The sequence below is a fragment of the Micromonospora sp. NPDC048907 genome (assembly GCF_055586885.1).
Genome location: NZ_JBVJHI010000002.1, coordinates 475,088 through 500,773, shown reverse-complemented (window position 1 = coordinate 500,773; position 25,686 = coordinate 475,088). Strand labels below are relative to the sequence as shown.

Sequence of the window (25,686 nt, the reverse complement as noted above, 5' to 3'; positions counted from 1 at the left end):
GACGGGCCGGCCCGGTGACCGCCGAGCGGGTACGGGTCGTCCGGGGCTGGGAGTGGGCCCGCCCGGAGCGGCCGGCCCGCCGCGAGGTCGTCGCGGCGGTGCCCGAACTGGACCAGGCGAAGCCGCCCCTGCTGTTCGTGCCCGGCTTCGGGCACGGGGCGTGGGCGTTCGCCGAGCACTGGCTGGGGCACGCCGCCGGCCGCGGCTTCCCGGCGTACGCGCTGAGCCTGCGGGGGCACGGCGGCAGCGAGCCGGCGCCGGGGGCGACGCTGCGGTCGTACACCCATGACGTGGTCCAGGTGGCGGCGAGCCTGCCGCGGCAGGCGGTGCTGGTGGGGCACGGCGCCGGCGCCCGGGTGGTCGCGCACGCCCTGGCCCGCTACCCGGCCCGGGCCGCGGTGCTGGTGGCGCCGGTGCTCGGCGGCTGGGGCACCCTCGGCACGGCGCTGCGCCGCAACCCGGCCGGCACGGTGCCCGCCGTGTTCGGCGCCGGCCTGCGCCTGAACCGCCGGCAGCTGTTCAGCCGGGAACTGCCCGACGCCGACGCCCGCCGGCACCTCGCCCGGCTGGGCCGGGCGGGCCGCCGGGCGCAGTGGCAGCTGCTCACCGGCCGGCAGCCGGAGCCGGCGGTGGGTCGGCCGCCGGTGCTGGTGCTGGGCAGCCCCGACGACCGGGTGGTGCCGCCGGCGGCGCTGACCCGGGCGGCCCGCCGCTACGCCTCGGCCCCGCTGCTGTTCCCCGGCATGGGGCACGACCTGATGCTCGACGCCCGCTGGCGGGAGCCGGTCGACGCGATCCTCGACTGGCTGGAGAAGGACCCGGCGCCCGCCGCCGGCTGAGCGCCGGCGCGGGTCACTCGGCGCCGGCGAGCCGGGTGACGAGCGACCCGCTCTCGTCCAGGGCGCGCAGGTAGGACCGGGCCCAGGCGTGGATGTCGTTGCGGGCCAGGTGCTCCCGCATGGCCCGCATCCGGGCCGCCACGTCCTCGGGCGCGGCCCGCAGGGCGGCCAGCAGCGCGGCCTTGAGCCCGTCCAGGTCGTGCGGGTTGACCAGGTACGCCTGCGCCAGCTCGGCGGCCGCCCCGGCGAACTCGCTGAGCAGCAGCGCGCCGGTGCCGTCGACCCGGGCGGCCACGTACTCCTTGGCCACCAGGTTCATCCCGTCCCGCAGCGGCGTCACCGCCATCACGTCGGCGACCCGGTAGAGGGCGACCAGCTCGGTGCGGTCGAAGGGCTGGCTGAGGTAGTGGATGGCCGGCTCGCCGACCCGGCCGAACTCGCCGTTGATCCGGCCGACCTGGTGCTCGACCCGGTCGCGGAGGACCTGGTACTGGGTCACCCGGTCCCGGCTGGGCACCACCACCTGCACCAGCACGGTGTCCCGGACCTTGACGTCCCCGCTGGTCAGCAGCTCGTGGTAGGCCTTGAGCCGCTGCTCGATGCCCTTGGTGTAGTCCATCCGGTCGACGCTGAGCACGACCCGTTCCGGGTCGCCGAGATCCCGGCGCAGCCGCCGGGCCCGGTCGGCGACGTCGGGCCGGGCGGCGAGCGCGCCCATCTCGGCGGCGTCGATGGAGACCGGGAAGGCGCCGATCCGGACCACCCGGTCGCCGACGCCGATCCGCCGGTCGGTGGCGGGCAGGTCGAGCACCCTCGTGGCGAGCTGGGCGAAGTTGTGCGCGGCCTGGGCCCGCTGGAAGCCGATCAGGTCGGCGCCGAGCATCCCGCGCAGCAGCTCGGCCCGGCGGGGGAGCTGCATGAACAGCTCCGGCGGCGGGAACGGCACGTGCAGGAAGAAGCCGATCCGCAGGTCGGGGCGGAGGTCGCGGAGCAGCCCCGGCACGAGCTGGAGGTGGTAGTCCTGCACCCAGACCAGCCCGCCCGGCTCGGCCACCTCGGCGGCGGCCTCCGCGAACCGCTGGTTGACCCGCTGGTACGCCTCCCACCAGCGGCGGTGGTACTCGGGCTGCTCGACGGCGTCGTGGTAGAGCGGCCAGAGGGTGGCGTTGGCGAAGCCCTCGTAGTGGTCCCGGAAGTCCTCGCCGCTGAGCGCGACGGCGCGCATCCGCACCCCGTCGACGTCGGGCAGGTGCGGGGCCGGGCCGGTGCCGCCGGCCCAGCCCACCCAGGTCGCCGGCGTGTGCCGGAGCAGGGGGTGCAGGGCGCTCATCAGGCCGCCGGGGCTGCGGCGCCACTCGAAGGCGCCGTCCGGCGCCACACTGTCGTCGATGGGGAGGCGGTTGGCGACCACCACGAGGGGACTCTGTCGCATCTCGGGCATTCCGATCTGCAGAGACCGACCACCCGAGCAGGCGCACAACCCGGACAGCCGGTGCGGGAAGTGACGTTCAGCGGTATTCCTACTGACCGTAAGTTACACCCCTGTTACCTGATCGGCCCGGGACGCGCGTGTCCCGCCATCCGGGCGCCGGGTGCCGCCCGGGTCAGACGACCGCGCCGTCGTCCGGGTCGTGCTCGTCGGAGTCGCCGGGGCGCAGCCGCCAGATCAGCATCACGAAGCCGGCCAGGATGCCGGTGAAGCCGAGCAGGGTCACCACCGACGGGTCGACCACCGACAGCACGGTGGGCGACAGGAACAGCAGGAACCCCAACACGATGCAGAACACGCCCAGCACCGCGTACTTCGAGAAGCGCGGCAGCGGGGGCGGCGGTGGCGGGGTGAAGTGCTCCTCGTCCTCGTCGCCGGGCAGGTCGGCGCCGAAGGTGTCCAGGCCGTCCAGGAGCGACGGCTCGTCCTGCCGCCCCCGGCTCAGCGAGATGCCGGAGACGTCGGCCGCGTAGGGCAGCCGGCGCACGTCGGTGGCGGTCGGGCCGGCGGTCTCCTCGGCGCGGCCCGGTGCGCCGCCGGCCGGGGTGGTCGGGTCCACCGGCTCGTCGACGTCCTCGGCGGCCGGCCAGGGGTGGCTCCCCGCGCTCGGCGCGGTGTGGAAACCGGCGACGATCTTCGCCCACTCGGCCTCGATGTCCGGCTCGTCGCGGGCCGGCTCGCGGCCCTCCTCGTCGGTGAGCTGGGTGAGGTAGTCGCGGGCGGTGGTCAGGTGGGAGCGGTCGACGTAGAGGCGGTCGACCGGGCGGGACGGGACGGTGGTGGTGCGGGTCACCGGGTTGAGGTCGGCCGAGGGCTGGAGGTAGGCGGCGATCCCACCCGCGGCGAGCACGTCGAGCAGGTGCTCACCGACGCGCGGATCGACGTCGCCCGCGACCGCGTACTCGGCCGCGTCGAGCCCGTTGTCCCGCCGTCCCCGACGGGGACCACCCCCTGACACCGGACACCCCCTTCGCCGCATCGTCGTGCCCTGAATCCTGACACGCCGGGACCCGGTTCCGGGAGTGCGTTGTGGCGTGCCGCTCCCTGTTCGTACGCTCTTCCCCGACAGTCCCGCTCGCCGACGGCGCCCCGGGCACGGTCCCGGCGGCCCCGGCGACCGTCGCCCCGCACGCTCCCGCCTGGAAGGACCCCGGTGCTGTACTGGCTGCTGAAGTACATCATCCTCGGCCCGCTGCTGAGGTTGATCTTCCGCCCGCAGGTGGAGGGGCTGGAGAACGTCCCGGAGGACGGCCCGGTGATCCTGGCCAGCAACCACCTCTCGTTCTCGGACTCGATCTTCACTCCGCTGATCGTCAAGCGCAAAGTGACATTCATCGCGAAAGCCGAATACTTCACCGGCAAGGGTCTCAAGGGCTGGCTGACCAAGATGTTCTTCGTCGGCTCCGGCACCATCCCGGTGGACCGCTCCGGCGGCCGGGCGGCCCGCGCCGCCCTGGACACCCAGCTCAGCGTGCTGCGCGCCGGGGGCATCGCGGGCATCTACCCGGAGGGCACCCGCTCGCCGGACGGCCGGCTCTACCGGGGCAAGACCGGGGTGGCCCGGCTCGCCCTGGAGAGCGGCGCCCCGGTCGTGCCGATGGCCATGCTCAACTCCGACGACATCCAGCCGACCGGCCAGATCGTCCCCAACCTCGGCCGCGTGCGGATCCGCTTCGGCGCCCCGCTCGACTTCTCCCGCTACGCCGGGATGTCCGGCGACCGGTTCGTCGAGCGCGCCGTCACCGACGAGATCATGTACGAGCTCATGGAACTCTCCGGCCGCGAGTACGTGGACGTGTACGCGCAGAAGGCGAAGGCCCGGCCCCGCGAGCCGGTGCCCGCCTGAGTCAGCCGGCCCCGGCGATCCGGAGCAGGCCGGCGGCGGCGTGCCGTTCGGCGAAGGCGCGCACCGTGGCCAGCGTCTCCGCCGCGGCCGCCGGATCCACCTCGGCCAGCGGCCCCACCGCGAGGGCCGACGCGATGACGTGGTCGGTGACGTCGGTCATCTCCGCGTAGCTCTCCGCCGCCGCGGTGAACAGCCGGGCGGCCCGCCGGGTGTCGCCGTCCCGCCGGGCGAGCGCCGCGTCGGCGGACCGGCCGGCCGCCTGCGCCCAGCGCGTCGTGCGGGGGGCGCGGGCCAGCAGGTCCCGGACCAGGACCGCCGCCTCGTCACCGAGCACCCCGGCCACGTGCCCGACCGCCGGCACCCACTCCGCGAACGGGATCATCCGGGTCCGCCGCCAGTCGGCGTCGAGTTCGGCGAGCAGCGCCAGCGCCTCGTCCCGGCGGCCCTGCACCGCGCGGCACAACGCGGCGTGCGCCACGGTCGACCGCAGCACCCGCAGGAAGCCGCTGCGCCGGGCGGCGACCAGCGCCTGGTCCACCAGGTCGGCGCCCGCCTCGTCCGTGCCGTCGCGGGCGGGCGCGTCGCCGAGCGCGCGGATCCAGCCGGAGACCGCCACGATGTGCAGGTCCCACTCGTCGGTGGGCCGCCGGATCGACCCCTCGGCCATCCGCAGCGCCGCCGTCCAGTCCCCGCTGTAGTACGACCGGGTCCACTGGTCGGCGAAGCTCACCGTGAGGCCGTGCTCGCCGGCCAGGTCCAGCGAGCGCTGCTCGTCGACCAGGCGGGCCGAGCCGGCCAGGTCGCCCTCCTCCTGCAGCGCCCAGGCCAGGTTGTGCATCGCGCGCCGGCGGCTGGTCAGCCGCTCCACCCGGCACTCCTCGGTCACCTCGGCCAGCTCGGCGTACGCCCCCTCGACGCCGGCCTGGTAGCGCGCCACCGCCAGGGTGATCCGGGCGTTCGCCCGCGCCTCCCGCAGCTCCAGCCGCTCGGCCAGCTCGGCGGCGGCCTTGGCGGCGGCGCACGCGGGCTCGGCCTCCGCGTCGAGCATGTGCATCCGGGCCAGCTCCAGCAGCGCGCCGACCTTGTCCTCGCTGTCCGGCAGCTCGGCGTGCAGCCGGATCGCCCGGTCCAGGCAGCGCAGCGTCTCCGACCGGTCCGCCCGGGCCCACGCCGCGGTGGCCAGCAACCGCCACGCCTTCGCCGCGCCCGGCAGGTCGCCCGCCCCCGCCAGCCGGTCGGCCAGCGACGTGAGCGTGTCGGTGCCCCCGCCCACCAGGAACCCGTCGCGGTCCCGGTAGAACGCCAGCTCCGCCTCGAACAGCTCGAGGGACGGGTCCGGTCCGCAGTCCACCGCCAGCGCGCGGCCGACAAGCGTGGCAGCGGTGTCCAGCGCGTGCAGCGCGTACGCCCGCCGGGCGGCCCGGTGCAGCGCGCTCCGGGTGGCCGGGGCGTACGGGGCCGGGTCGAGGCCGACCGTGCGGGCGATCTCGTGCGCCGCCCACCGGTGGTTCGCCAGCACCTCGGCCCGGTCCTGCTGCCGCCCGTCGGCCAGCTGCTCGAGCCAGTCGGCGGTGCGCTGGTGCCGGGTGACCCGCTCCGCCCGGGGCAGCCGCTGGTAGCAGACGTCCCGCACCAGGATGTGCCGGAACCGGTACTCGGGCTGGCCCGGCATGGACGAGGCGGGCAGCTCGTAGACGAGGTCGCGGCGCTGGAGGCGGTGCAGGGCCCGCTCCACCCACTCCGCGGGCCGGCCCAGGGCCAGCGCCACCGGCGCCGCCCAGAACTGCACGCCCACGACCGAGGCGGCCTGGAGGACCGCCCGGTCGGCCGGGTCGAGCAGGTCCAGCCGGTTCGCGATGACCGCCTGGACGGTTCGCGGCATCCCCGTCCCACCCATCGGGTCCAGCGGTGGGAGGGCCGTCGTCCGGTCGACGAGCCCGCCGTCGAGCAGCATCCGGGCGTACTCCTGGGCGTACAGCGGATTGCCGTCGGCGAACTCGAGCAGCGGCCCGCGGGCCTCCGCCGGGAGGGTGGCGTGGCCGAGCAGCAGCGAGTAGAGGGTGTCGATGTCCCCGTCGTGCATGGGCGGCACCGAGATGGACATCGCGCCGCTGATCGTGCCCGTCCACGCCGGATGCCGTTCCCGCAGCTCCGGGCGCGCGGTCGCGATCACCAGCAACGGCACGTTGCGGGCGGCCGCGCCGAGCTGCTCGACGAAGGAGAGCATCGTCTCGTCCGCCCAGTGCATGTCCTCGAAGACGAGCACCGTGGGACCGGTCGCGGCCAGGTTGAGCAGGAACCGCCGCCAGGCCGCCTCGGTCTCGGCGGAGGTGAGCCGCTCGCCGGCCACGCCGACCAGCGGGCCCAGCGCCTCGGCCAGACGCACCGCGTGCGGGTCGGCCAGCCGGCCCAGCCGGTCCCGCAGGCGCTCGCGCATGGCTGCGGGATCGTCCGAGTCGGGCAGCCCGATCCAGCTCCGGACGATGTCGGCCAGGGCGGCGTAGGTGACGTTCTCCCCGAACGGCGGGCAGTGCCCGATCAGCCACGTCACCCGCGCGCCGGGCAGGTTCGCCGCGTGCCGGGCCAGCTCGCGCAGCAGCCGGCTCTTGCCCACCCCCGCCGGCCCGAAGACCGTGACCAGCTGGGAGGTGCGTTCGGTGACGGTGCGGTGCAGCGCGCTGACCAGCAGGCCCCGCTCGTGGTCCCGGTCGACCATCGGGGTCAGCTCGGCGGTCTGCCCGTCCCGCCGGGGCCGGGCGCGGACGGCCAGCCAGATCCGGCTGACCGCCGACCGCCCCCGCAGCGTGACGGGTGGCTGGTCGGCGTACTCCATCTCGTGCCGGGTGGCCGCCCAGGTGCTCTCGTCGACCACGACGCCGCCGGCGGGCGCCAGCCCCTGCAGCCGGGAGGCCGTGTTGACCACGTCGCCGGTGACGAAAGCCTGGCCGCCGTCGCGGGCGGCGGCGAGGTCGACCAGGGCCTCACCGGTGGCGATGCCGACCCGGAAGCCGAGCGGCGGGTGCGGGCCGGTCGGCTGCCGGGCCAGGCTCCGTTGCAGCTCCAGCGCCGCCCGTACGCAGCGCAGCGCGTCGTTGTCCGTCGCCACCGGCGCCCCGAACAGCGCCATCACGGCGTCGCCGATGTACTTCTCCACCACGCCGCCGTACTGGTGCACCAGCCGGCGCACCGTGCCGAAGTAGGCCTGCTGGAGCCCGCGGGCCTGCTCCGGGTCGGCCCGTTCGGCGTAGGTGGTGAAGTCCACGATGTCGATGAAGAGCACGCTGACCTGCCGGCGGTCCTCCTGCACCGAGACGGCGTGGTCGCGCAACGGCTGCCCGCAGTTGGTGCAGAAGTTCGCCTCGGCGTTGTTGGCGTGACCGCAGCCCGGGCAGGTCGCCGCGAGGGGCCGGCCGCAGCCGCCGCAGTAACGGTCGTCCGGCCCGGCGGTCCGGGAGCAGTGTCCACAGGTGAGGTCGATGTCCAGCTCCGTACGCGTGAGGTCCCCATCGTCCCGCGCGACCGCGCAGTCGGGTACCCGACGGGTTGGCGGGACGTCACGGCTGATCGGCCGGGTCTAGTCTTCCGTACCAGGAAGTCCCGTCGACAGGGAGAGTGCCGTGCACGTCCGGCTGTCCGCCTCCTGGACCGATCCACGAGGGACGGTGTGGGCGCCGGGGGACACGGTCGACGTCGACGCGGTCACCCTCGCCGAACTGGAGGAAAAAGGCATGGTAGAGCAGCCCGCGGGCGCTGAGTCGACCAAGACCACGACGACCACCACGACCAAGGAGACCGACCCCCAGAAGATCGGTCCCGGCCCGAGTTCGCCGCCGGCCGACACCTCGGGGAAGTGACACGGGCGGTGGGGCCGGCGGCGGTGCCGCCGGCCCCACCTGCTGTCCACTGAGGCGAGCGTCGCCCGGCGAGTGGTCGGGTGGGCCGGTCAGCGGTCGTTCATGCCGGCGCGGCGCCGCAGCGCGGCCACGTCGGTGACCACGATCCGGCGGCCCTCGGTACGCAGCCAACCGCGGCTGGCGAAGGAGCCGATGGCCTGGTTGACGCTCTGTCGCGAGCCGCCGGCCATCTCGGCGAGCTGGCTCTGGTTGAGCTCGATGGTGATCATCGGCGCCTGGCTCTCGCCGGCCAGCCGGACCAGCGTCTTGGCCACCCGGCCGGGCAGGTCGAGGAAGACGTGGTCGGCGTTCTGCTCGGTGAGCCGCCGGATCAGCTGGCCGAGGGAGCGCATCACCGCGTCGAGGATGCGCGGGTTGGAGTGCACCAGCTCCATGAAGGCCGGCCGGGACAGCGCCAGCGCGGCGCAGTCCTCGATCGCCTCGGCCGAGGCCGACCGGGTGGAGGCGTCGAGCAGGGAGACCTCGCCCAGCACGTCCGGCGGTCGGATGACCGACAGCACCGCGCGCTCGCCGGTCGGGGCGGTGCGGAACACCGCGACCGCGCCGCGGCGCAGCACGATCAGCGACTCGCCGGGGTCGTTCTCGACGAACAGCAACTGGCCCTTGCGGTAGGTGCGCGGCACCGCCGCGGCGATGACCCGCTGCCGCACCTCCGGCTCCAGCCCGGCGAACATCTCGACGCCCGTGAGCGCGTCACCCGGCTCCGGCAGGCGCATCTCCACGGCCCAACCCCTCCCCGGTCAAGGACCACATCCCGCACACCGGGTGAACCTGTCATCCCCGGCACGAGGCATCTCAACCGGTTCGGCGTCCGGTAGCGGTACACATCAGATCATGACGGTCCCGTCGCGTGCTGTACACCCCTGGAGACACTTCCGTGACCGTCCCCAGCTGCGGTGGCCTGCCGTGCCGGTTCGGCGCCGGCCCCGGCGACCGGCTGGTGACGGCGGTGGGCGAGGATGGTGCCGATGGCCTACCGCTACTTCTACGACTGCGAGTTCATCGAGGACGGCCGGATCGTCGACCTGGTGTCGATCGGCGTCGTCGACGAGCACGGCCGCGAGTTCTACGCGGTCTCCACCGAGTTCGACGACTCCCGGGCGGTGCCCTGGGTGCGCCGCAACGTGCTGGACAAGCTCCCCTCGCCGGCCGACCGGGCCTGGCGGTCCCGGGAGCGGATCCGCGACGACCTCTACGAGTTCCTGATGGAGCCGGTCCGGGACCGGCCGGGGGAGCAGCTGGAGCTCTGGGCCTGGTACGCGGCGTACGACCACGTCGTGCTGGCCCAGCTCTGGGGGGCGATGCCGGCGCTGCCCCGGGAGATCCCGCGGTTCACCAAGGAGCTGCGCCAGCTCTGGGACGACCGGGGCCGGCCGCGGCTGCCGGAGGCCGAGGCGGGCCGGCACGACGCGCTGGTCGACGCCCGGCACAACCTGGCCCGCTGGCGGGCCATGACCACCAGGTGACCTGTCGGCAGGTTTGACCGTTTCTGTCCCGGGCACGGTTCGGCTCGAACCGATCGCGAGGGAGGGGCGCATGAGCCAGCAGCCGACCAGCGCCGAGGAGGGCCGCCGCCGGGTCACCGAGCTGATCCGCGACGCGCGAATCTGCCTGCTGACCACCACCGCAGTCGACGGGCGGCTGGTCAGCCGCCCGATGGGCCTTCAGGAGGCGGAGTTCGACGGCGACCTGTGGTTCTTCGCGTACGCGGACTCCGCGAAGGTCCGCCAGATCCGGGTCAACCCGCAGGTCAACGTCGGCTTCTCCGACCAGCGGCACCACACCTGGGTGTCGGTGGCCGGCACGGCCGTCGAGCAGTGGGAACGGGCCCGCGCCGAGCGGCTGTGGAACCCGCTGTTGAAGGCGTGGTTCCCGGACGGGCTGGACACCCCGGGCATCACGCTGATCCGGGTGCACGCCGGCTCGGCCGAGTACTGGGACGCGCCGGGCAACAGGGTGGTGAACCTGCTCGGCCTCGCCCGGGCGGCGGTCACCGGGCAGCCGCCGGAGGCGGGGGAGAACCACGAGGTCAGCTACTGATCGGTAGCCGGCCCGGGGCGCGGGACGGGCCGGGGCGCGGTGCCGGCGCACAGCCACGCCGACTACAGTGCGCAGTGACGGCCCGCCCCGGGCCGGCAACGGCGCCGATGGTCTGATCTGACACATATCCTGGGGCTTATCCGGGCTTCACCTGATGCTCCAGGAGGATGAGCAGATCATGCGTATCGGCGTGCTCACCGGCGGCGGCGACTGCCCTGGTCTCAATGCGGTGATTCGGGCGGTGGTCCGCAAGGGCGTCGCCACCTACGGTCACGAGTTCGTGGGCTTCCGGGACGGCTGGAAGGGCCCGCTGGAGGGCCTGTCCCGGCCGCTGGGCATCGCGGACGTCCGTGGCATCCTGCCGCGCGGCGGCACCATTCTCGGCTCGTCCCGGACCAACCCGTTCAAGATCGACGGCGGCGTGGAGCGGATCAAGGACAACCTCGCCGCGCAGGGCGTGGACGCGTTGATCGCGATCGGCGGCGAGGACACCCTCGGGGTCGCCACCAAGCTGCACGAGCTGGGCGTCCACGTGATCGGCGTGCCGAAGACCATCGACAACGACCTCGGCGCCACCGACTACACCTTCGGCTTCGACACCGCCGTGAACATCGCCATGGAGGCGATCGACCGGCTGCACACCACGGCGGAGAGCCACCACCGCACCCTGGTCGTCGAGGTGATGGGCCGGCACGCCGGCTGGATCGCCCTGCACGCCGGCCTCGCCGGCGGCGCCAACGTGATCCTGCTGCCGGAGCGGCAGTTCGACGTCGAGCAGGTCGCCGGCTACGTCGAGAAGCGCTTCCAGCACCAGTACGCCCCGATCGTCGTGGTCGCCGAGGGCGCCCAGCCGCTGGACGGCCAGATGGTGCTGCACAACCAGGAGCTCGACGCGTTCGGCCACGTCCGCCTCGGCGGCATCGGCCAGTGGCTCGCCGAGCAGCTGGAGGCGAAGACCGGCAAGGAGGCCCGCACCGTGGTGCTCGGCCACATCCAGCGCGGCGGCACCCCGACCGCGTTCGACCGGGTGCTCGCCACCCGGCTGGGCCTGCACGCGATCGACGCCGCCAACGAGGGCGACTGGGGCAAGATGGTCGCGATGCAGAGCACGGACATCGTCCGCGTCCCCCTGGCCGAGGCCACCCGGGAGCTGAAGACCGTGCCGCTGGAGCGGTACGCCGAGGCCGAGGTCTTCTTCGGCAGCTGACGACGGCGGGCGGCGCGGCGGGTCCTCCGGCGAGGCCCCGCCGCGCCGCGCCTCCACCGAGAGGGGTACGGCTCATGGCACCCGAGGTGCACACGGTCGCGGTGATCGGCGCCGGCAAGATCGGCGAGCTGATGCTCTCCGGGCTGCTCCGCTCCGGCTGGCCGGTCGAGCGGCTGCTCGCCACCGCCCGGCGGCCGGCCCGCGCCGAGGAACTGACCGCCCGGTACGGCGTCCGGGTGGTGGACAACCTGACCGCGGTGGACGAGGCCGAGGTGCTCGCCGTCTCGGTCAAGCCGCAGGACGCGGCCGCCCTGCTGGACGAGATCGGCCCGAAGGTGCCGGCCGACAAGCTGGTCATCTCGCTCTGCGCCGGCCTGCCCACCGCCTTCTTCAACCGCCGGCTGCCCGAGGGCACCCCGGTGGTCCGGGTGATGACCAACACCCCGGCCCTGGTCGACGAGGCGATGAGCGCCATCTCGCCCGGCGCGCACGCCACCGGCGCGCACCTGGCCCTGGCCGAGGAGATGTTCAAGCCGCTCGGCGCCACCCTCCGGGTGCCCGAGTCCCAGCAGGACGCGGTGACCGCGCTCTCCGGCTCCGGTCCGGCCTACTTCTACCTGCTGGTCGAGGCCATGATCGACGCGGGCATCCTGCTCGGCCTGCCCCGCCAGGTGGCGCACGAGCTGATCGTGCAGACCGCCATCGGCTCGGCGGTGATGCTGCGCGACTCCGGCGAGCACCCGGTGAAGCTGCGCGAGGCGGTCACCTCCCCGGCCGGCACCACCATCTCCGCCATCCGTGAGCTGGAGAACCACGGCGTCCGGGCGGCCATGCTGGCCGCCCTGGAGGCGGCCCGCGACCGCGCCCGCGAACTCGCCGCCCAGGCCGACTGAGCCGCCCGCGGGCGACCGGGAGCCGATCGCCGGTGGCGTGCCCCATACTGGCGCGGTGTTCACTCTCGCCCAGGCGCGACACCTGGTGGCCACCCTGCGGCCGCGCGTCGACGAGCTGATCCGGCACCGCGCCGACCTGGCCGAACTGCGGATCGACCTGGCCGACCACGGGGTCAGCGCCCTCGGTGGGCTCGCCGAGGTGAAGGCCCTGGAGGCCCGGCTGCACGCCGTCGTGGAGGAGTTCCACCAGCACGGCATCCAGGTCAAGGGGATCGCTCCGGTGCTGCTCGACTTCCCCGGCGAGCGGGACGGCCGGGCGGTGCTCTGGTGCTGGCTGGAGGGCGACACCGACATCCGCTGGTACCACCGGGTGGAGTGCGGCTTCGCCGGTCGCCGCCCGGTCTGACCGGCCGGCCGCCGTCCGATCCGACCCGCCGGGCCCGGTCCGACCCGTCAGGCCAGGGTGGCCAGCACGGCCGGCGCGACGTTGCCGCCGCTGAGCACCAGGACGGTCCGCTCGCCGGGCGTCACGTCGACCAGCCCGCCCCGCAACGCCGCCAGGGTGACCGCGGCGGCCGGCTCCACCAGCAGCTTCGTGGCCTGCACCAGCTCGGCCCAGGCCGGCAGGACGGCCGCCTCGGGCACCTCCACCACGGCGTCGACCAGCGCCCGGACGTGCGCCAGGGTGTGCCGCCCGGCGAACGGGGCGGCCAGGCCGTCGGCGACCGAGGCGGGGCGCGACGGCAGGGTGTGCGTGCCGGTCCGCAGCGCGTGGGACATCGCGTTGGCCCCGTCCGGCTCCACCCCGACGATCCGGGTGCCCGGTGACCCGGCCCGGATCGCCGCGGCCACCCCGCTGATGAGCCCGCCGCCGCCCACCGGCACCAGCACCAGGTCCGGCGGCGGGCCGTCGGCCAGGATCTCCCGCCCGACGGTGGCCTGACCGGCGATCACGTCCGGGTCGTCGAAGGGCGCGAGGAGGTGGAAGCCGCGGTCGGCGGTGATCGCCTCGGCGGTGGCCAGCAGGTCGTCGGTGAGCACCGCCTCGGCGCCGAGCCGGCGCACCGCGGCCAGCTTGGCGGGCACCGCGTGCGGCGGCATGCAGACCACCGCGGGCAGCCCGGCGGCGCGGGCCACGTGGGCCACCGCGATCGCGTGGTTGCCGGCGGAGAAGGCCACGAGCCCGGCCGGTGTGCCGGCGCGCTCGGCGTGGGCGAGCAGGGCGTTCGTGGCGCCGCGCACCTTGAAGCTGCCGGTGTGCTGGAGGTTCTCGGCCTTCACGGCCAGCCGGAGGCCCAGGTCGGCGCCGAGGACCGGCGCGTCCAGCAGCGGGGTGCGGACCACCCGCCCGTCGAGGCGTCGTTCCGCCGCCGTCATGTCGTCCCCGGTGATCAACCGCACGCGCCGAGCCTAGCCCGCCCCGCGCGATGGCGAAAACCTTCAGCGTTGTTCGCAGTCACGTCAACGATATGTATCAATAAGTGTCTATCGGCAACCGGCGCGAAACGATGATCTTTCGCGGCCATCCGATTCATTGATATCTATCTCCCACCACCACTTCCCACCCCCAGGAGTGCGACGTGCGGAGATCCCGTCTTGCCACCCTCGCCCTGACCCTGGCCGCCTCGTTCGGCATCACGCTGACCCTGGCCGCTCCCGCCCAGGCGGCCCCGGCCGACCGCTACGTCGCTCTCGGCGACTCGTACGCCTCCGGCGTCGGCGCCGACAGCTACACCTCCGAGAGCGGGTCCTGCCTGCGCAGCAACAACGCCTACCCGGCGCTCTACAACACCAACATCAGGCCGGCCTCGTACCGGTCGGTCGCCTGCTCCGGCGCGACCACCACGGACGTCGTCAACAACCAGCTCTCGGCGCTCTCCTCGACCACCACGCTGGTCAGCGTCACCATCGGCGGCAACGACGTCGGCTTCTCCACCATCATGAGCACCTGCGTGCTCCAGGGGGAGACCCAGTGCGTGGCCGCGATCCAGGCCGCCGAGGACAAGGCCCGCACGCAGCTTCCCGGCAAGCTGGCGACCGTCTACAACGGCATCCGGAGCCGCGCGCCCTCCGCCCGGGTCGTGGTCGTGGGCTACCCGGTCTTCTACCAGCTCGGCACGGTCTGCGTCGGGCTCAGCGCCACCTCCCGAGCGAAGATCAACGAGGGGATCAACCTGGTCGACGACATCACCCGCACGGCGGCCACCTCGGCCGGCTTCACGTTCGCCGACGTCCGCTCGATCTTCGTGGGCCACCAGCTGTGCAGCTACGGCGAGAAGTGGCTGCACGCTTTGAACGTCCTGAACCTCACCGTCTCGTACCACCCCACGGCCGCGGGACAGTCCGGCGGCTACTACCCGGTGTTCCGCTCCGCCGCGGGCTGAGCCGGCGTGGGGCCCGGGGTGCGGACACCCCGGGCCCCTCCGCCGGTTCAGTAGAGCAGGTACGGGCGCCGCTGCCGCTCGAAGGCCGCCAGCTCGTCGGCCCAGGCGCCGACCACGTCGTCCACGTCGGCCCCGGCGTCGATCATCGTGCGCAGCCGGGGCGAGCCGGTCAGCTTGTCCACCCAGTACGGCCGGACGGCGTCGTACGAGTCGAACCGCCACGCGAACGCCTGGTACTTCCGCGCCTCCACCAGCATGGCCACCGCGGTGCGGATCGGGTCGTACGCGGACCGGTCGACGACCTTGACCTCGACGCCGGCGCAGAGCTTGTTGAGCAGGGCCGGCTTCTGCCCCGCGGCCGTCGGGGAGAAGTAGGCCTCGCGGAACTCGACGCCCGGCAGGTCCCGGGCGTTGAGCCGGTCTCCCCAGTGGTGGTCGAAGTCGTCGACGAGCCCGCCGATCAGCTCGAACGGCCGGCAGGTGCCCCGCCCCTCGGTGATCGAGGCGACGCCCTCGAACAGGCAGGTGCCGGGGTAGACCAGCGCGGTGTCCGGCGTCGGCATGTTCGGGCTGGGCATCACCCACGGCAGGTCGGTGTCGGCGGCGAGCCGGTCCCGCTTCCAGTTCCGGCACCGCACCACCTCCAGTTCGACCGGGCGGCCGGCGTCGGCGGGCAGGAACTCCGCGTTGAAGAACCGGGCCAGCTCGCCGACGGTCATGCCGTGCTGCTGGACGATCTCCTTCAGCCCCACGCCGGACGTGAAGGCGGGCGTCATCATGGGCCCGCGCGCCCGCCCGCCCACCGGGTTGGGCCGGTCGAGCACGACGTACCGCTTGCCGACCCGGGCCGCGGCGACCATCGACGTGTACATCGTCCAGATGTACGTGTAGAAGCGGGCGCCCACGTCCTGGATGTCGAAGACGACCGTGTCGACGCCGGCGGTCGTGAACAGGCTCTCCCACTTGGCCTGGCTGGCGCCGTACGCGTCGTAGACCGTGATGCCGGTGCGGGCGTCCGTCCCGGTGCCCTCGCTGCCGCCGGCCTGGGCGGAGCCGCGGAAGCCGTGTTCGGGGCCGAACGCGGCGACGACCCGCACGCCGCCCGACTCGTGCATGAGGTCGACCAGGTGCCGGTAGGCCGAGTCCACGCCCGTGGGGTTGGACACCACCCCCACCCGCTGGCCGGCCAGTGCGGCGAATCCGGAATCGACAAGCACGTCCAGGCCGGTGGCCACCCGGCGGATGCCGGGCACGGCCTGCCCCGGCGTGCCCGGGCCCGTGGCGACCACCGCGCCCGCGGTGACCGCGCCCGCGCCGGCCAGGAACCTTCTGCGCTCCATCATGACCTCCTCGTCCCGGGGGGTCATTGAAACTTAGCTACAGCTCGATGGGCGGTCAAGGAAGGTTCCCTACAAGGCGGCGTCAGCCGACCGGCAGCACCTTCTCGACGGCGGCGCGCAGCTCGGGGGCGTCCGGGGTCACCGTCGGGGCGAACCGGGCCGCCACCGTGCCGTCCGGCGCGACGAGGAACTTCTCGAAGTTCCACCGCACGTCGCCGGTGTGCCCCTCGGCGTCCGGAGTGGACACCAGTTCGGCGTAGAGCGGGTGCCGGTGCGGCCCGTTGACGTCGACCTTCTCCGTCAGCGGGAACGTCACGCCGTAGTTGACCTGGCAGAACTCCTCGATCTCGGCAGCGCTGCCCGGCTCCTGGCCGGCGAACTGGTTGCACGGCACGCCGAGCACGGTCAGGCCCCGGTCCGCGTACTCGTCGGCAAGGGCCTGGAGGCCGGCGTACTGCGGGGTGAGGCCGCACCGCGAGGCCACGTTGACCACCAGCAGGGCGCGGCCGCGGTAGCGCCCGAGGTCGGCCGGCCCGCCGGCGAGGGCGTCGATCTGCACGTCGAAAACGGTCATGGCACGAGGCTACGGGGCCGCGGGGCCTGGTCGACACCGGACCCGAGGAATCGATGCATCTACATCTTGACGAAGTGGTGACGCGTGAGTAGCGTCTCAGCATCCAATCTGGAAAGTTTCCTAACTGTTTGGGGAGACGCCGTATGAAGAGATCGCTCCGCCGGGCCCTGTGGGCCACCGGCGCCGTGGTCGCGCTCGCGGTCGCGGCGGTGCCGATGGCGACCGCCTCCGCCGCGGGCAGCGTCACCGCCACATTCACCAAGGTGCAGGACTGGGGGACCGGTCACGAGACGAGGGTGACCATCACCAACGGCACGAGCGCCAGCGTCGCCACCTGGCGCGTCGAGTTCGACCTGCCCGCGGGCACCACCGTCAGCAGCTCCTGGGACGCCGACGTGACCAGCAGCGGCAACCACTACGTGGCGGTCAAGAAGAGCTGGGCCGGCGCGCTCGCCCCGGGCGCCAGCTTCAGCTGGGGCTACAACGGCACCGGCGCGTACAAGGCGCCGTTGACCTGCACGGTCAACGGCGCGTCCTGCTCCGGCGGCGGCACTCCTCCGACGACGGCCCCGCCCACCACGACGCCGCCGACCACCACCCCGCCCACCACGACGCCGCCCACGACCACCCCGCCCACCACGACGCCGCCCACCACGACCCCGCCGACCGGGGGCAAGAAGGTGGTCGGCTACTTCGCCGAGTGGGGCGTCTACGGCCGCAACTACCACGTGAAGAACATCCACACCAGCGGCTCCGCCGCCAAGCTCACCCACATCCTGTACGCCTTCGGCAACACCACCGGCGGCCGGTGCAGCATCGGTGACAGCTACGCCGACTACGACAAGGCGTACACCGCCGCGGACAGCGTCGACGGCGTGGCCGACACCTGGGACCAGCCGCTGCGCGGCAGCTTCAACCAGCTGCGCAAGCTCAAGAAGATGTACCCGCACCTCAAGGTGATCTGGTCCTTCGGCGGCTGGACGTGGTCGGCCGGCTTCACCCAGGCCGCGCAGAACCCGGCCGCGTTCGCCGACTCCTGCTACGCGCTGGTCAAGGACCCGCGCTGGGCGGACGTCTTCGACGGCATCGACGTCGACTGGGAGTACCCGAACGCCTGCGGCCTCCAGTGCGACACCAGCGGGCCGAACGCGTTCAAGAACGTGGTCAGCGCGCTGCGGAGCAGGTTCGGCTCCAGCGCCCTGGTCACCGCGGCGATCACCGCCGACGGCAGCAACGGCGGCAAGATCGACGCGACCGACTACGCCGGCGCCACGCCGTACCTCAACTGGCTCATGCCGATGACGTACGACTACTTCGGCGCCTTCAACGCCCAGGGGCCGACCGCGCCGCACTCGCCGCTCTACTCCTACACCGGCATCCCGCAGCAGGGCTTCTGGTCCGACGCGGCGATCCAGAAGCTCAAGTCCAAGGGCGTGCCGTCGGACAAGCTGCTGCTCGGCATCGGCTTCTACGGCCGGGGCTGGACCGGGGTCACCCAGACCGCCCCGGGCGGCACCGCCACCGGCCCGGCGCCCGGCACCTACGAGCAGGGCATCGACGACTACAAGGTGCTCAAGAACACCTGCCCGGCCACCGGCACGGTCGGCGGCACCGCCTACGCCAAGTGCGGCAGCAACTGGTGGAGCTACGACACCCCGGCGACCATCGGCGGAAAGATGACCTACGGGAAGAACCAGGGCCTCGGTGGCGCGTTCTTCTGGGAGCTCTCCGGAGACACCAGCAACGGTGAGCTCATCGGCGCCATCAAGGGCGGTCTCGGCTGAGCCGAGCGCCGACGCACCACCCACCCGGCGGGGAGGGGCCGCACCGGCCCCTCCCCGCACGGTGTCCGGTCAGGTGCGGATGCTGCGGTCCCGGTGCGCGCGGGGCGAGAGCCCGTACGCGGCACGGAACGCCCGGCTGAAGTGCGCCCGGTCCCGGAACCCCCAGCGGGCGGCGACCTGGTGGACGGCGAGGTGCCGCAGCCCCGGGTCGGCCAGGTCCCGGAAGCAGCCGTCCAGCCGGGCCGTGCGGATCAGGGCCGCCACGCTCGTGCCGGTGTCGTCGAAGAGCCGGTGCAGTGCGCGCACCGAGATGTGGTGCGCCTCCGCGACCACGGTCGGCGTGAGCCCGGGGTCGGCCAGGTGCTCCCGGATCCACGCCTCCACCCGGGCCCGCAGGCCGGTGACCCGCACCTCCACCGGGAGTTCCCGTTCGGCCTCCAGATGCCCGGCCAGGGTCCCGGCGATCAGGTCCAGGGCGATCCGGTCGAGCCGTGGCGCGTCCGAGGCGTCGTACTGCTCGGGGTGGGCCACCAGCCGGCGCAGGAAGGTGGCCAACAGGGCGCCCATCCCGGTGTCGGCGGGAATCTTGGCGGCGAGCAGCGCCGCCGCCCGGCGCGGCGGCAGCGGCAGCGCCCGGTGCGGCACCAGCACGGTCAGCGTCTCCAGCCGGTCGGCGGCCCGGTCCGGCACCTGACGGGAGCCGTGCGGGCGGACGGTGTCGATGAAGGCGAAACCGGACGGGCCGAGCCGGCCCGACCGCCGCTGCTGCGACACCACGCCGTGGCCGTTCAGCGGCAGGACGAGCTGGTAGAGCTCGGGATCCGAGCTGCGGATCAGCCTCGGAGTACGGGCGAGCTCCAGCGACGGGTACCGCCAGGCGCCGAGCCGGACCACGCCCAGGTCGACGGCCCGGGCCGAGGCGGCGAAGTCGCCGGCGTGCGCGGTGCTGATCCGGGCGGCCGCCGACTCGCGGGCCACCAGGTCCTGCCAGAAGTCGAACCGCTCGGCCGGGGGCAGCCAGGCGGTGTCGACCGATGCCACGGCGAGGATGACCGTCACCTCCTTGGGGGTACGCCATTGTCGGCGCCGGCCGCCCCGGCGTCCACGGCCCCCCCGAGGTCGGTCCGCGTGCCGCTCTGGCCGGCCGGGGCGATCCGGGCGAGGATGGCAGGATCGTCGAGGATCCGGTGGCGCCGGCCATCGGCGCACCGCGGGCCGGCACCCGGCGACGTCGATGTGACAGACTCGCCGCTCGGCATGTCCCGATGTCCGCGGCGAGGGAAGGGGACCGATGCGCCTGACGCACCCGAGGGCGGTGGCCGGCGCGGCCCTGCTCGCGTTCCTGCCGGTCACGCTGGCCGGCTGCGGCCTCGGCGGCGGGGACGGCGCTCCGGGCGGCCCGGCCAGCCAGTCCCAGCGGGCGCCGGCCGAGGAGGCGGCGGCCAAGAGCCGGGAGCGGGTCCAGGCGTACCTGGACGCCATGGCGGCCAAGGACGTCGACGCCGGCCGCAGCCAGCTCTGCGCGCCCATGCAGGCCGCCTTCGACGCCGCCGCCACCGGCCCGAACGGCGACTTCGCCGACCACTTCACGGTCCCGCAGGCCACCATCACCGACGTCCGGTCCGGCCCGCACGGCGAGGAGGTGAGCACCTCGGTCACCGTTGCCGTCGGGTCCCGCAAGGCCACCCGCTCGCTGCTGTTCACGGTCACCCGCACGGGCGCCGACTGGTGCATCGCCGGCGAGGCGCTGGGCGGCAACACCCCGGAGCCCGGGGTCACCCCCTGACCCCGCACCCGCCCCGACCTGCGGCGGTCCCCGGATGTGTCGCTGATCTCCCAACCACCGGAACCGTCCCCCTCGGCGGCGGGCGGTCCCGGCCGTCGCCGTACGCTTTCTCCCATGCGCCATGAGTGGCATCAGCTGAGTCACCCCGCGGTGGGCAGCCCGGGGCTCCAGACCAGTCGTCCGACCGCCGACTCCGCCGAGGACGCGGCCCTCGGCCTGGACCGTTGGCGGGAGCTGCCGCGCGCGCAGACCCCGCCCTGGCCGGACCAGGAGCAGGTCGCCGAGGTCTGCAAGGTGCTGGACACCGTGCCGTCCGTGGTCGCCCCCTACGAGGTCGACCAGCTCCGGCAGCGGCTGGCGCTGGTCTGCGAGGGCAAGGCGTTCCTGCTCCAGGGCGGCGACTGCGCGGAGACCTTCGCCGACAACACCGAGAGCCACCTGCTGGCCAACGCCCGCACCCTGCTCCAGATGGCGATCGTGCTGACCTACGGCGCGTCCCTGCCGGTGGTCAAGGTGGCCCGGGTCGCCGGCCAGTACACCAAGCCCCGGTCGCTGCCCACCGACGCGCGCGGCCTCCCCGCCTACCGCGGTGACATGATCAACTCGCTGGAGGCCACGCCGGAGGCGCGGGTCGCCGACCCGCAGCGCATGATCCGGGCGTACGCGAACTCCGCCGCCGCCATGAACATGCTCCGGGCGTACCTGGCCGGCGGGCTGGCCGACCTGCACGCGGTGCACGACTGGAACAAGGGCTTCGTGAAGCAGTCCCCGGCCGGCGAGCGCTACGAGGCCATCGCCCGGGAGATCGACCGCGCGCTGGCCTTCATCCGCGCCTGCGGGATGACCGACGACGAGGCGCTGCGCACCGTCACCCTCTACTGCTCCCACGAGGCGCTGGCGCTGGAGTACGACCGGGCGCTCACCCGGATCTCGGGCAACCGGGCGTACGGGCTGTCCGGTCACTTCCTCTGGGTCGGCGAGCGGACCCGGCAGCTCGACGGGGCGCACCTCGACTTCATCTCCCGGATCGCCAACCCGATCGGGGTCAAGCTCGGCCCGACCACCACCCCGGACGAGGCCATCGAGCTGTGCGAGAAGCTCAACCCGGACAACATCCCCGGCCGGCTCACCCTGATCAGCCGGATGGGCAACCACCGGGTCCGGGACGCCCTGCCCCCGATCGTCGCCAAGGTCACCGCCGCCGGCGCCAAGGTCGTCTGGCAGTGCGACCCGATGCACGGCAACACCCACGAGTCCTCGAACGGCTACAAGACCCGGCACTTCGACCGGATCGTCGACGAGGTGCTCGGCTACTTCGAGGTGCACCGCGGCCTGGACACCCACCCGGGCGGCCTGCACGTCGAGCTGACCGGCGAGGACGTCACCGAGTGCCTGGGCGGCGCCCAGGGCATCGAGGACCTCGACCTGCCCGACCGGTACGAAACCGCCTGCGACCCGCGACTGAACACCCAGCAGTCGCTGGAGCTGGCCTTCCTCGTTGCGGAGATGTTGCGTGGCTGACGCGAGGAGTGAGCTTGCGAGCCCCGCAGTCGGCAGCCGAAAGGATGACAGTGCCTGACGCGAGGAGTGAGCTTGCGAGCCCCGCAGTCGGCAGCCGAAAGGATGACAGTGCCTGAATTCATCGATCTGCGGTCCGACACCGTGACCCGGCCCACCGCCGGGATGCGCGAGGTGATGGCGACCGCCGAGGTCGGCGACGACGTCTACGGGGAGGACCCGACCGTCGCCGCCCTGGAGGCCGAGGTCGCGGCGCTCTTCGGGCACGAGGCGGCGCTGTTCGCCCCGAGCGGCTCGATGGCCAACCAGATCGCCCTGCAGCTCGTCGTCCCGCCGGGGGACGAGCTGCTCTGCGACGCCGACGCGCACGTGGTCACGTACGAGATCGGCGCCGCGGCGGCGTACGGCGGGATCTCCTCGCGGACCTGGCCGGCGGTGGGCGCGGAGGTCGACCCCGAGGTGGTGGCCGGGATGGTCCGGCCGGACGGCTACTTCGCGGTGCCGACCCGGGCCATCGCCGTCGAGCAGACCCACAACCGGGGCGGCGGCGGGGTGATCCCCCTGGCGACCCTGCGGGAGCTGCGCCGGGTCGCCGACGGCCACGGGCTCGCCCTGCACTGCGACGGCGCCCGGATCTGGCACGCGCACGTCGCCGACGGGGTGCCGCTGGCCGAGTACGGCGCGCTGTTCGACACCCTCTCGGTCTGCCTCTCCAAGGGCCTCGGCGCGCCGGTCGGCTCGCTGGTGGTCGGCAGCGCCGAGAAGATCGCCCGGGCGCGGTTCGTCCGCAAGCGGATGGGTGGCGGCATGCGGCAGGTCGGCATCCTCGCGGCCGCCGGCCGGTACGCGCTGGCCCACCACGTCGAGCGGCTCGCCGAGGACCACGCCAAGGCCGCCCGGCTGGCCGAGGCGGTCGCCCCGTACGGGGTGCTCGCGACCGTGGTGCGGACCAACATCGTCCCGCTCGACCTGGCCAAGCACCCGCTCGACGCGCCCGCCCTGGCGGCGGCCGCCCGGGAGCGGGGCCTGCTGATCTCGGTGCTCGGGCCGCGTACCGCCCGCCTGGTCACGCACCTGGACGCCACCGACGACCAGATCGACCGGGCCGCCGAGATCCTGACCACGCTCCTCCGCGCCTGACCTGGCGCGTCCCCGCCTGTTGATCAGGAGGTTCGCGCCGTCCGCGACGTGAGCCTCCTGATCGACCCGGCCGGGGTCAGGGGTGCAGGCGCTTCAGGGTCGCGATGTCGGCGGCGTGGCCCACGTGCTTCTCGGTGGGGGTCTCCACCAGAACGGGGACGCCGGCGGTGGCGGGGTGGCGCATCAGCTCCGCGAACGCGGGCTCGCCGATGGTGCCCTTGCCGATGCTCTCGTGCCGGTCCCGGGTGGAGCCGCACAGGTCCTTCGAGTCGTTCGCGTGCACCAGCTTCAGCCGGTCCGCGCCCACCGCCGCGACAAGCGCGTCCAGCGTGGCGGTCATCCCGCCCTCGGCGGCCAGGTCGTGCCCGGCCGCCCAGGCGTGGCAGGTGTCGAAGCAGACGCCCAGCATGGGGTGGCGGTCCACCGCGTCGAGGTAGGGGCCCAGGTGCTCGACCCGGGAGGCCAGCGACCGGCCGCCCCCGGCGCTCGGCTCGACCAGCAGCATCGGCCCGCCGGTGGCCGCGCTCTCGTCGAGCAGCGGGAGCAGGGCGTCGCGGACCTGCCGCATGGCCGCCTCGGCGTGGCCCGCGTCGACGGCACTGCCGGCATGGAACACCACGGCCTCGGCGCCGATGGCGCGGCCCCGGCGCAGGGCGTGCGCCAGGGTCTCCGCCGACCGCTCGACCGTGGCCGGGGTGGGGGAGCCGAGGTTGACCAGCAGCGAGGCGTGGATGAAGACCGGCAGGCCGCGCTCGCCGCAGCCGTCCCGGAACAGCACGTCCTGCTTCGGGTCGCCCGCCGGCAGGGCCCAGCCCCGGGAGTTCGAGACGTAGACCTGCACCACCTCGGACGCGGCCGCGTCGGCGTAGGGCAGCGCCGCCCTGGCCAGGCCGCCCGAGGTGGGGGTGTGCGAGCCGACCCGCCGCCGGGTGCTCACAGGCAGGTCACCGTGACCGGGGTGCCCGGCGGCACCGGGGTGTTCTCGCCCGGGTTCTGGAAGCGCGCCACCCCGTTGGGGTTGAGCTGGATGTTGACCGGGAAGCCCTGGCTCTCCAGCACCTGCTTGGCCTGCTGGCACGGCAGGTCGACCACCCGGGGGACGGGCACCTGGGCGGGGCCCTTGCTGACGTCCAGCTTGACCTGGGCGCCCTTCTCCACGCCGGTGCCGTCGGCCGGGCTCTGGCCGAGGACCTCGTCCCTCGGCTTGTCGGAGTCCTTGTACGTCTCGACCGGGGTCAGCCCCAGCCGGCCCAGGGTGGCGCGGGCCTCGCCGAGGTTCTTGCCCACCAGGTTCGGCACGGTCACCGGCGCGCGGCCCTTGCTCAGGACCACCGTCACCTTCGCGCCCGGCTTGACCACCGTGCCCACCTTCGGGTCGGTGTCCAGCACCACCCCGGCCGGCAGCGCGTCGTCGTAGCGGGAACCGCCCTTGACCGGCACCAGCTTGGCGTCGGTCAGCTCGATCTCGGCCAGCGCGAAGTCCTTGCCCACCACGTCCGGCACCGGCAGTCGCTCCGGACCGAGCGACAGGGTCAGCGTGATCGTGCCGCCCTTGACGATCCGGGTGGCGGAGACCGGGTCCTGGCCCAGCACCGTGTCCTTGGGGATCTTCTCGTCGTAGCGGGGCTCGGTGTAGCGCAGGGTGAAGCCGCCCCGGGTGGCCTGTGCCTCCGCGTCGGCCTTGCTCAGGCTCACCAGCTGCGGGGCGACCGTGTAGCGGCCCACCCCGAACCACCAGCCGCCGAGGGCGGCCACCAGGCCGAGCACCACGGCCGCCGCGGCGACCGCCAGCCGGCCACGCGGGGAGCCCATCACCCGGCTGCGCAGCCCGGCCAGCCGGGCGCCCAGGCTCTCGTCCTCGACGGCGCGGCGGCGGTGCGGGCGCGGGGGGCCGCCCTCGGGCAGCCGCGCCCAGGCGGGGCGCTCGGCGGGCTGGACCGCCGCCACCACCATGGTGGGCTGCGCGAACACGCTCGTCTCGTCACCCACCTGCCGCAGCACCGTGGTGTGCGCGTTGCCCAGCTCGTCCCGTGCGGCCTGCACCTCGGTGAGCATCGCGCCGGCGTCGGCCGGACGGGCGGCGGGGTCGCGCCGGGTGGCCCGGGCGACCAGCCGGTCGAGGACCGGGGGCAGCGCCGGCACCAGGGTCGACGGGGCCGGCACGTCGCGGTCGACGTGCTGCCAGGCGACCTCCACGGGGCGGTCGCCGTCGTAGGGCACCCGGCCGGTGAGCATCTCGAACAGCACGATGCCGGCGGAGTAGACGTCGGTGCGCGGGTCCGCGTGGCCCTGGGTGACCAGCTCCGGCGCCACGTAGGCCACGGTGGCCATGAGCTGGTTGCCGTTCTCCTCCTCGGCGCTCGCCTCGACCGCGCGGGCCAGCCCGAAGTCGGCCACCTTGACCACGCTGTCCACCAGGCTGGCGGTGCCGCCGGTGGGCGGCTCGGCGACCAGCACGTTCTCCGGCTTGACGTCGCGGTGGACCAGGCCGGCCCGGTGCGCGGCGGCGATCGCGGCGAGCATCTGCTCGGCGATGGCCAGCGCCTCGTCCGGGTTGAGCCGGCGCCGCTCGGCGAGCACGTCGCGCAGGGTGCGCCCGCGCACGTACTCCATCACCAGGTAGGGGAGGCCGGCGTGGCTGCCCTGGTCGTAGACCGCCACCACGTTGGGGTGGGTGAGCCGGGCGATGGTCTTGGCCTCGTCGGTGAAGCGCTCGACGAAGCCGGCCATCCGGGCCCGGGCCTCGGGCGCCTGCGTCGGGTGAATGATCTTGACCGCCACGGTGCGCTCCAGGCGCTCGTCGGTGGCGGTGTACACGGTCGCCATGCCGCCACGGGCCACGCGACCGCGAATGCGGTAGCGCCCGTCGATCAGCGAGCCCAGCAACGTGTCGGCGACCTGTGTGTCCATCGGCAGGCAGTCTATGTGTCGG

General features: G+C 73.9%; 23 protein-coding genes. 13 read left to right on the top strand and 10 right to left on the bottom strand.

All coding sequences use genetic code 11. The features are described 5' to 3' along the window. The first annotated feature begins 14 nt into the window (after positions 1–14). The gene (locus ACZ6PY_RS07425) at positions 15–839 is read left to right on the top strand and encodes an alpha/beta hydrolase (protein ID WP_262282388.1); all 825 of its coding nucleotides are present in this window, start codon (positions 15–17) and stop codon (positions 837–839) included. Positions 840–852: 13 nt separating this feature from the next. On the opposite strand, the gene ACZ6PY_RS07420 is transcribed toward ACZ6PY_RS07425, so the two are convergent. After that, on the bottom strand, positions 853–2,271 hold the full coding sequence (locus tag ACZ6PY_RS07420; RefSeq protein WP_466070097.1) for an alpha,alpha-trehalose-phosphate synthase (UDP-forming): 1,419 nt from the start codon (positions 2,269–2,271) through the stop codon (positions 853–855). Positions 2,272–2,443: 172 nt separating this feature from the next. Further along, on the bottom strand, positions 2,444–3,286 hold the full coding sequence (locus ACZ6PY_RS07415; RefSeq protein WP_466070096.1) for a DUF308 domain-containing protein: 843 nt from the start codon (positions 3,284–3,286) through the stop codon (positions 2,444–2,446). Positions 3,287–3,481: 195 nt separating this feature from the next. Here ACZ6PY_RS07415 and ACZ6PY_RS07410 point away from each other — a divergent pair, with 195 nt between their 5' ends. Further along, positions 3,482–4,174, top strand: a complete 693-nt coding sequence (locus tag ACZ6PY_RS07410) for a lysophospholipid acyltransferase family protein (RefSeq protein ID WP_466070094.1) — start codon at positions 3,482–3,484, stop codon at positions 4,172–4,174. A gap of 1 nt (position 4,175) precedes the next feature. Here ACZ6PY_RS07410 and ACZ6PY_RS07405 read toward each other — a convergent pair whose 3' ends face one another. After that, positions 4,176–7,652 (bottom strand): ATP-binding protein, encoded by a 3,477-nt coding sequence (locus tag ACZ6PY_RS07405; protein ID WP_466070781.1) that lies wholly within the window; start codon positions 7,650–7,652, stop codon positions 4,176–4,178. A 139-nt stretch (positions 7,653–7,791) separates the two neighbouring features. Here ACZ6PY_RS07405 and ACZ6PY_RS07400 point away from each other — a divergent pair, with 139 nt between their 5' ends. Next, positions 7,792–8,028 (top strand): hypothetical protein, encoded by a 237-nt coding sequence (locus ACZ6PY_RS07400; RefSeq protein ID WP_262282392.1) that lies wholly within the window; start codon positions 7,792–7,794, stop codon positions 8,026–8,028. Positions 8,029–8,117: 89 nt separating this feature from the next. On the opposite strand, the gene ACZ6PY_RS07395 is transcribed toward ACZ6PY_RS07400, so the two are convergent. Next, positions 8,118–8,810, bottom strand: coding sequence for a Crp/Fnr family transcriptional regulator (locus ACZ6PY_RS07395; RefSeq protein WP_091268212.1), 693 nt, complete (start codon positions 8,808–8,810; stop codon positions 8,118–8,120). A 246-nt stretch (positions 8,811–9,056) separates the two neighbouring features. Between ACZ6PY_RS07395 and ACZ6PY_RS07390 the strand changes: the two genes are divergently transcribed. The 5 genes from ACZ6PY_RS07390 (at position 9,057) to ACZ6PY_RS07370 (ending at position 12,634) form a co-directional block, all read left to right on the top strand. Then, positions 9,057–9,554 carry a polyadenylate-specific 3'-exoribonuclease AS gene (locus ACZ6PY_RS07390; RefSeq protein WP_357196527.1) on the top strand — a complete coding sequence of 166 codons (498 nt, stop codon included), beginning with the start codon at positions 9,057–9,059 and terminating at the stop codon, positions 9,552–9,554. Between the two features lie 70 nt (positions 9,555–9,624). Continuing rightward, complete coding sequence (locus ACZ6PY_RS07385) at positions 9,625–10,128, top strand: pyridoxamine 5'-phosphate oxidase family protein (RefSeq protein WP_466070092.1); 504 nt, start codon at positions 9,625–9,627, stop codon at positions 10,126–10,128. A gap of 178 nt (positions 10,129–10,306) precedes the next feature. Continuing rightward, positions 10,307–11,335, top strand: a complete 1,029-nt coding sequence (locus ACZ6PY_RS07380) for a 6-phosphofructokinase (protein ID WP_151461234.1) — start codon at positions 10,307–10,309, stop codon at positions 11,333–11,335. 74 nt (positions 11,336–11,409) lie between these two features. After that, on the top strand, positions 11,410–12,228 hold the full coding sequence (gene proC / locus ACZ6PY_RS07375) for a pyrroline-5-carboxylate reductase (RefSeq protein ID WP_107076605.1): 819 nt from the start codon (positions 11,410–11,412) through the stop codon (positions 12,226–12,228). 55 nt (positions 12,229–12,283) lie between these two features. Continuing rightward, the gene (locus tag ACZ6PY_RS07370) at positions 12,284–12,634 is read left to right on the top strand and encodes a DUF2203 family protein (RefSeq protein ID WP_466070090.1); all 351 of its coding nucleotides are present in this window, start codon (positions 12,284–12,286) and stop codon (positions 12,632–12,634) included. A gap of 47 nt (positions 12,635–12,681) precedes the next feature. Here the strand turns inward: ACZ6PY_RS07370 and ACZ6PY_RS07365 are convergent, their stop codons facing one another. Next, a complete protein-coding gene (locus ACZ6PY_RS07365; RefSeq protein ID WP_466070089.1) occupies positions 12,682–13,629 on the bottom strand; it encodes a threonine ammonia-lyase in 948 nt (315 codons plus the stop codon). Positions 13,630–13,808: 179 nt separating this feature from the next. Here ACZ6PY_RS07365 and ACZ6PY_RS07360 point away from each other — a divergent pair, with 179 nt between their 5' ends. Beyond that, complete coding sequence (locus ACZ6PY_RS07360) at positions 13,809–14,612, top strand: SGNH/GDSL hydrolase family protein (protein ID WP_466070087.1); 804 nt, start codon at positions 13,809–13,811, stop codon at positions 14,610–14,612. 47 nt (positions 14,613–14,659) lie between these two features. On the opposite strand, the gene ACZ6PY_RS07355 is transcribed toward ACZ6PY_RS07360, so the two are convergent. Continuing rightward, positions 14,660–15,952: an exo-beta-N-acetylmuramidase NamZ family protein gene (locus ACZ6PY_RS07355; RefSeq protein WP_466070086.1), complete on the bottom strand. Its 1,293-nt coding sequence runs from the start codon at positions 15,950–15,952 to the stop codon at positions 14,660–14,662. A gap of 82 nt (positions 15,953–16,034) precedes the next feature. Next, positions 16,035–16,526 carry a glutathione peroxidase gene (locus tag ACZ6PY_RS07350; protein ID WP_313719121.1) on the bottom strand — a complete coding sequence of 164 codons (492 nt, stop codon included), beginning with the start codon at positions 16,524–16,526 and terminating at the stop codon, positions 16,035–16,037. A 143-nt stretch (positions 16,527–16,669) separates the two neighbouring features. Between ACZ6PY_RS07350 and ACZ6PY_RS07345 the strand changes: the two genes are divergently transcribed. Continuing rightward, positions 16,670–18,310 (top strand): glycosyl hydrolase family 18 protein, encoded by a 1,641-nt coding sequence (locus tag ACZ6PY_RS07345; protein WP_466070084.1) that lies wholly within the window; start codon positions 16,670–16,672, stop codon positions 18,308–18,310. Between the two features lie 69 nt (positions 18,311–18,379). Here ACZ6PY_RS07345 and ACZ6PY_RS07340 read toward each other — a convergent pair whose 3' ends face one another. Continuing rightward, positions 18,380–19,369 carry an AraC-like ligand-binding domain-containing protein gene (locus tag ACZ6PY_RS07340; protein WP_466070082.1) on the bottom strand — a complete coding sequence of 330 codons (990 nt, stop codon included), beginning with the start codon at positions 19,367–19,369 and terminating at the stop codon, positions 18,380–18,382. A gap of 232 nt (positions 19,370–19,601) precedes the next feature. Here ACZ6PY_RS07340 and ACZ6PY_RS07335 point away from each other — a divergent pair, with 232 nt between their 5' ends. From ACZ6PY_RS07335 to ACZ6PY_RS07325, 3 genes are all read left to right on the top strand, one after another. Continuing rightward, positions 19,602–20,096: a hypothetical protein gene (locus ACZ6PY_RS07335; RefSeq protein ID WP_466070080.1), complete on the top strand. Its 495-nt coding sequence runs from the start codon at positions 19,602–19,604 to the stop codon at positions 20,094–20,096. Positions 20,097–20,210: 114 nt separating this feature from the next. Continuing rightward, positions 20,211–21,617, top strand: coding sequence for a class II 3-deoxy-7-phosphoheptulonate synthase (locus ACZ6PY_RS07330; RefSeq protein WP_466070079.1), 1,407 nt, complete (start codon positions 20,211–20,213; stop codon positions 21,615–21,617). Between the two features lie 108 nt (positions 21,618–21,725). After that, positions 21,726–22,754: a threonine aldolase family protein gene (locus ACZ6PY_RS07325; protein ID WP_466070078.1), complete on the top strand. Its 1,029-nt coding sequence runs from the start codon at positions 21,726–21,728 to the stop codon at positions 22,752–22,754. Positions 22,755–22,830: 76 nt separating this feature from the next. On the opposite strand, the gene ACZ6PY_RS07320 is transcribed toward ACZ6PY_RS07325, so the two are convergent. Then, positions 22,831–23,691: a deoxyribonuclease IV gene (locus tag ACZ6PY_RS07320; protein ID WP_466070076.1), complete on the bottom strand. Its 861-nt coding sequence runs from the start codon at positions 23,689–23,691 to the stop codon at positions 22,831–22,833. After that, positions 23,688–25,664 (bottom strand): Stk1 family PASTA domain-containing Ser/Thr kinase, encoded by a 1,977-nt coding sequence (pknB, locus tag ACZ6PY_RS07315; protein WP_466070074.1) that lies wholly within the window; start codon positions 25,662–25,664, stop codon positions 23,688–23,690. The genes ACZ6PY_RS07320 and pknB overlap by 4 nt, the downstream gene beginning before the upstream one ends. Positions 25,665–25,686 lie beyond the last annotated feature (22 nt).

What these genes read in the sequence shown, in the direction of transcription:
- ACZ6PY_RS07420 (WP_466070097.1), bottom strand. Translation starts at nt 2,271, where the DNA reads ATGCGACAGAGTCCCCTCGTGGTGGTCGCCAACCGCCTCCCCATCGAC.
- ACZ6PY_RS07390 (WP_357196527.1), top strand. Translation starts at nt 9,057, where the DNA reads ATGGCCTACCGCTACTTCTACGACTGCGAGTTCATCGAGGACGGCCGG.
- ACZ6PY_RS07385 (WP_466070092.1), top strand. Translation starts at nt 9,625, where the DNA reads ATGAGCCAGCAGCCGACCAGCGCCGAGGAGGGCCGCCGCCGGGTCACC.
- ACZ6PY_RS07380 (WP_151461234.1), top strand. Translation starts at nt 10,307, where the DNA reads ATGCGTATCGGCGTGCTCACCGGCGGCGGCGACTGCCCTGGTCTCAAT.
- proC (WP_107076605.1), top strand. Translation starts at nt 11,410, where the DNA reads ATGGCACCCGAGGTGCACACGGTCGCGGTGATCGGCGCCGGCAAGATC.
- ACZ6PY_RS07355 (WP_466070086.1), bottom strand. Translation starts at nt 15,952, where the DNA reads ATGGAGCGCAGAAGGTTCCTGGCCGGCGCGGGCGCGGTCACCGCGGGC.
- ACZ6PY_RS07350 (WP_313719121.1), bottom strand. Translation starts at nt 16,526, where the DNA reads ATGACCGTTTTCGACGTGCAGATCGACGCCCTCGCCGGCGGGCCGGCC.
- ACZ6PY_RS07345 (WP_466070084.1), top strand. Translation starts at nt 16,670, where the DNA reads ATGAAGAGATCGCTCCGCCGGGCCCTGTGGGCCACCGGCGCCGTGGTC.
- ACZ6PY_RS07335 (WP_466070080.1), top strand. Translation starts at nt 19,602, where the DNA reads ATGCGCCTGACGCACCCGAGGGCGGTGGCCGGCGCGGCCCTGCTCGCG.
- ACZ6PY_RS07330 (WP_466070079.1), top strand. Translation starts at nt 20,211, where the DNA reads ATGCGCCATGAGTGGCATCAGCTGAGTCACCCCGCGGTGGGCAGCCCG.
- pknB (WP_466070074.1), bottom strand. Translation starts at nt 25,664, where the DNA reads ATGGACACACAGGTCGCCGACACGTTGCTGGGCTCGCTGATCGACGGG.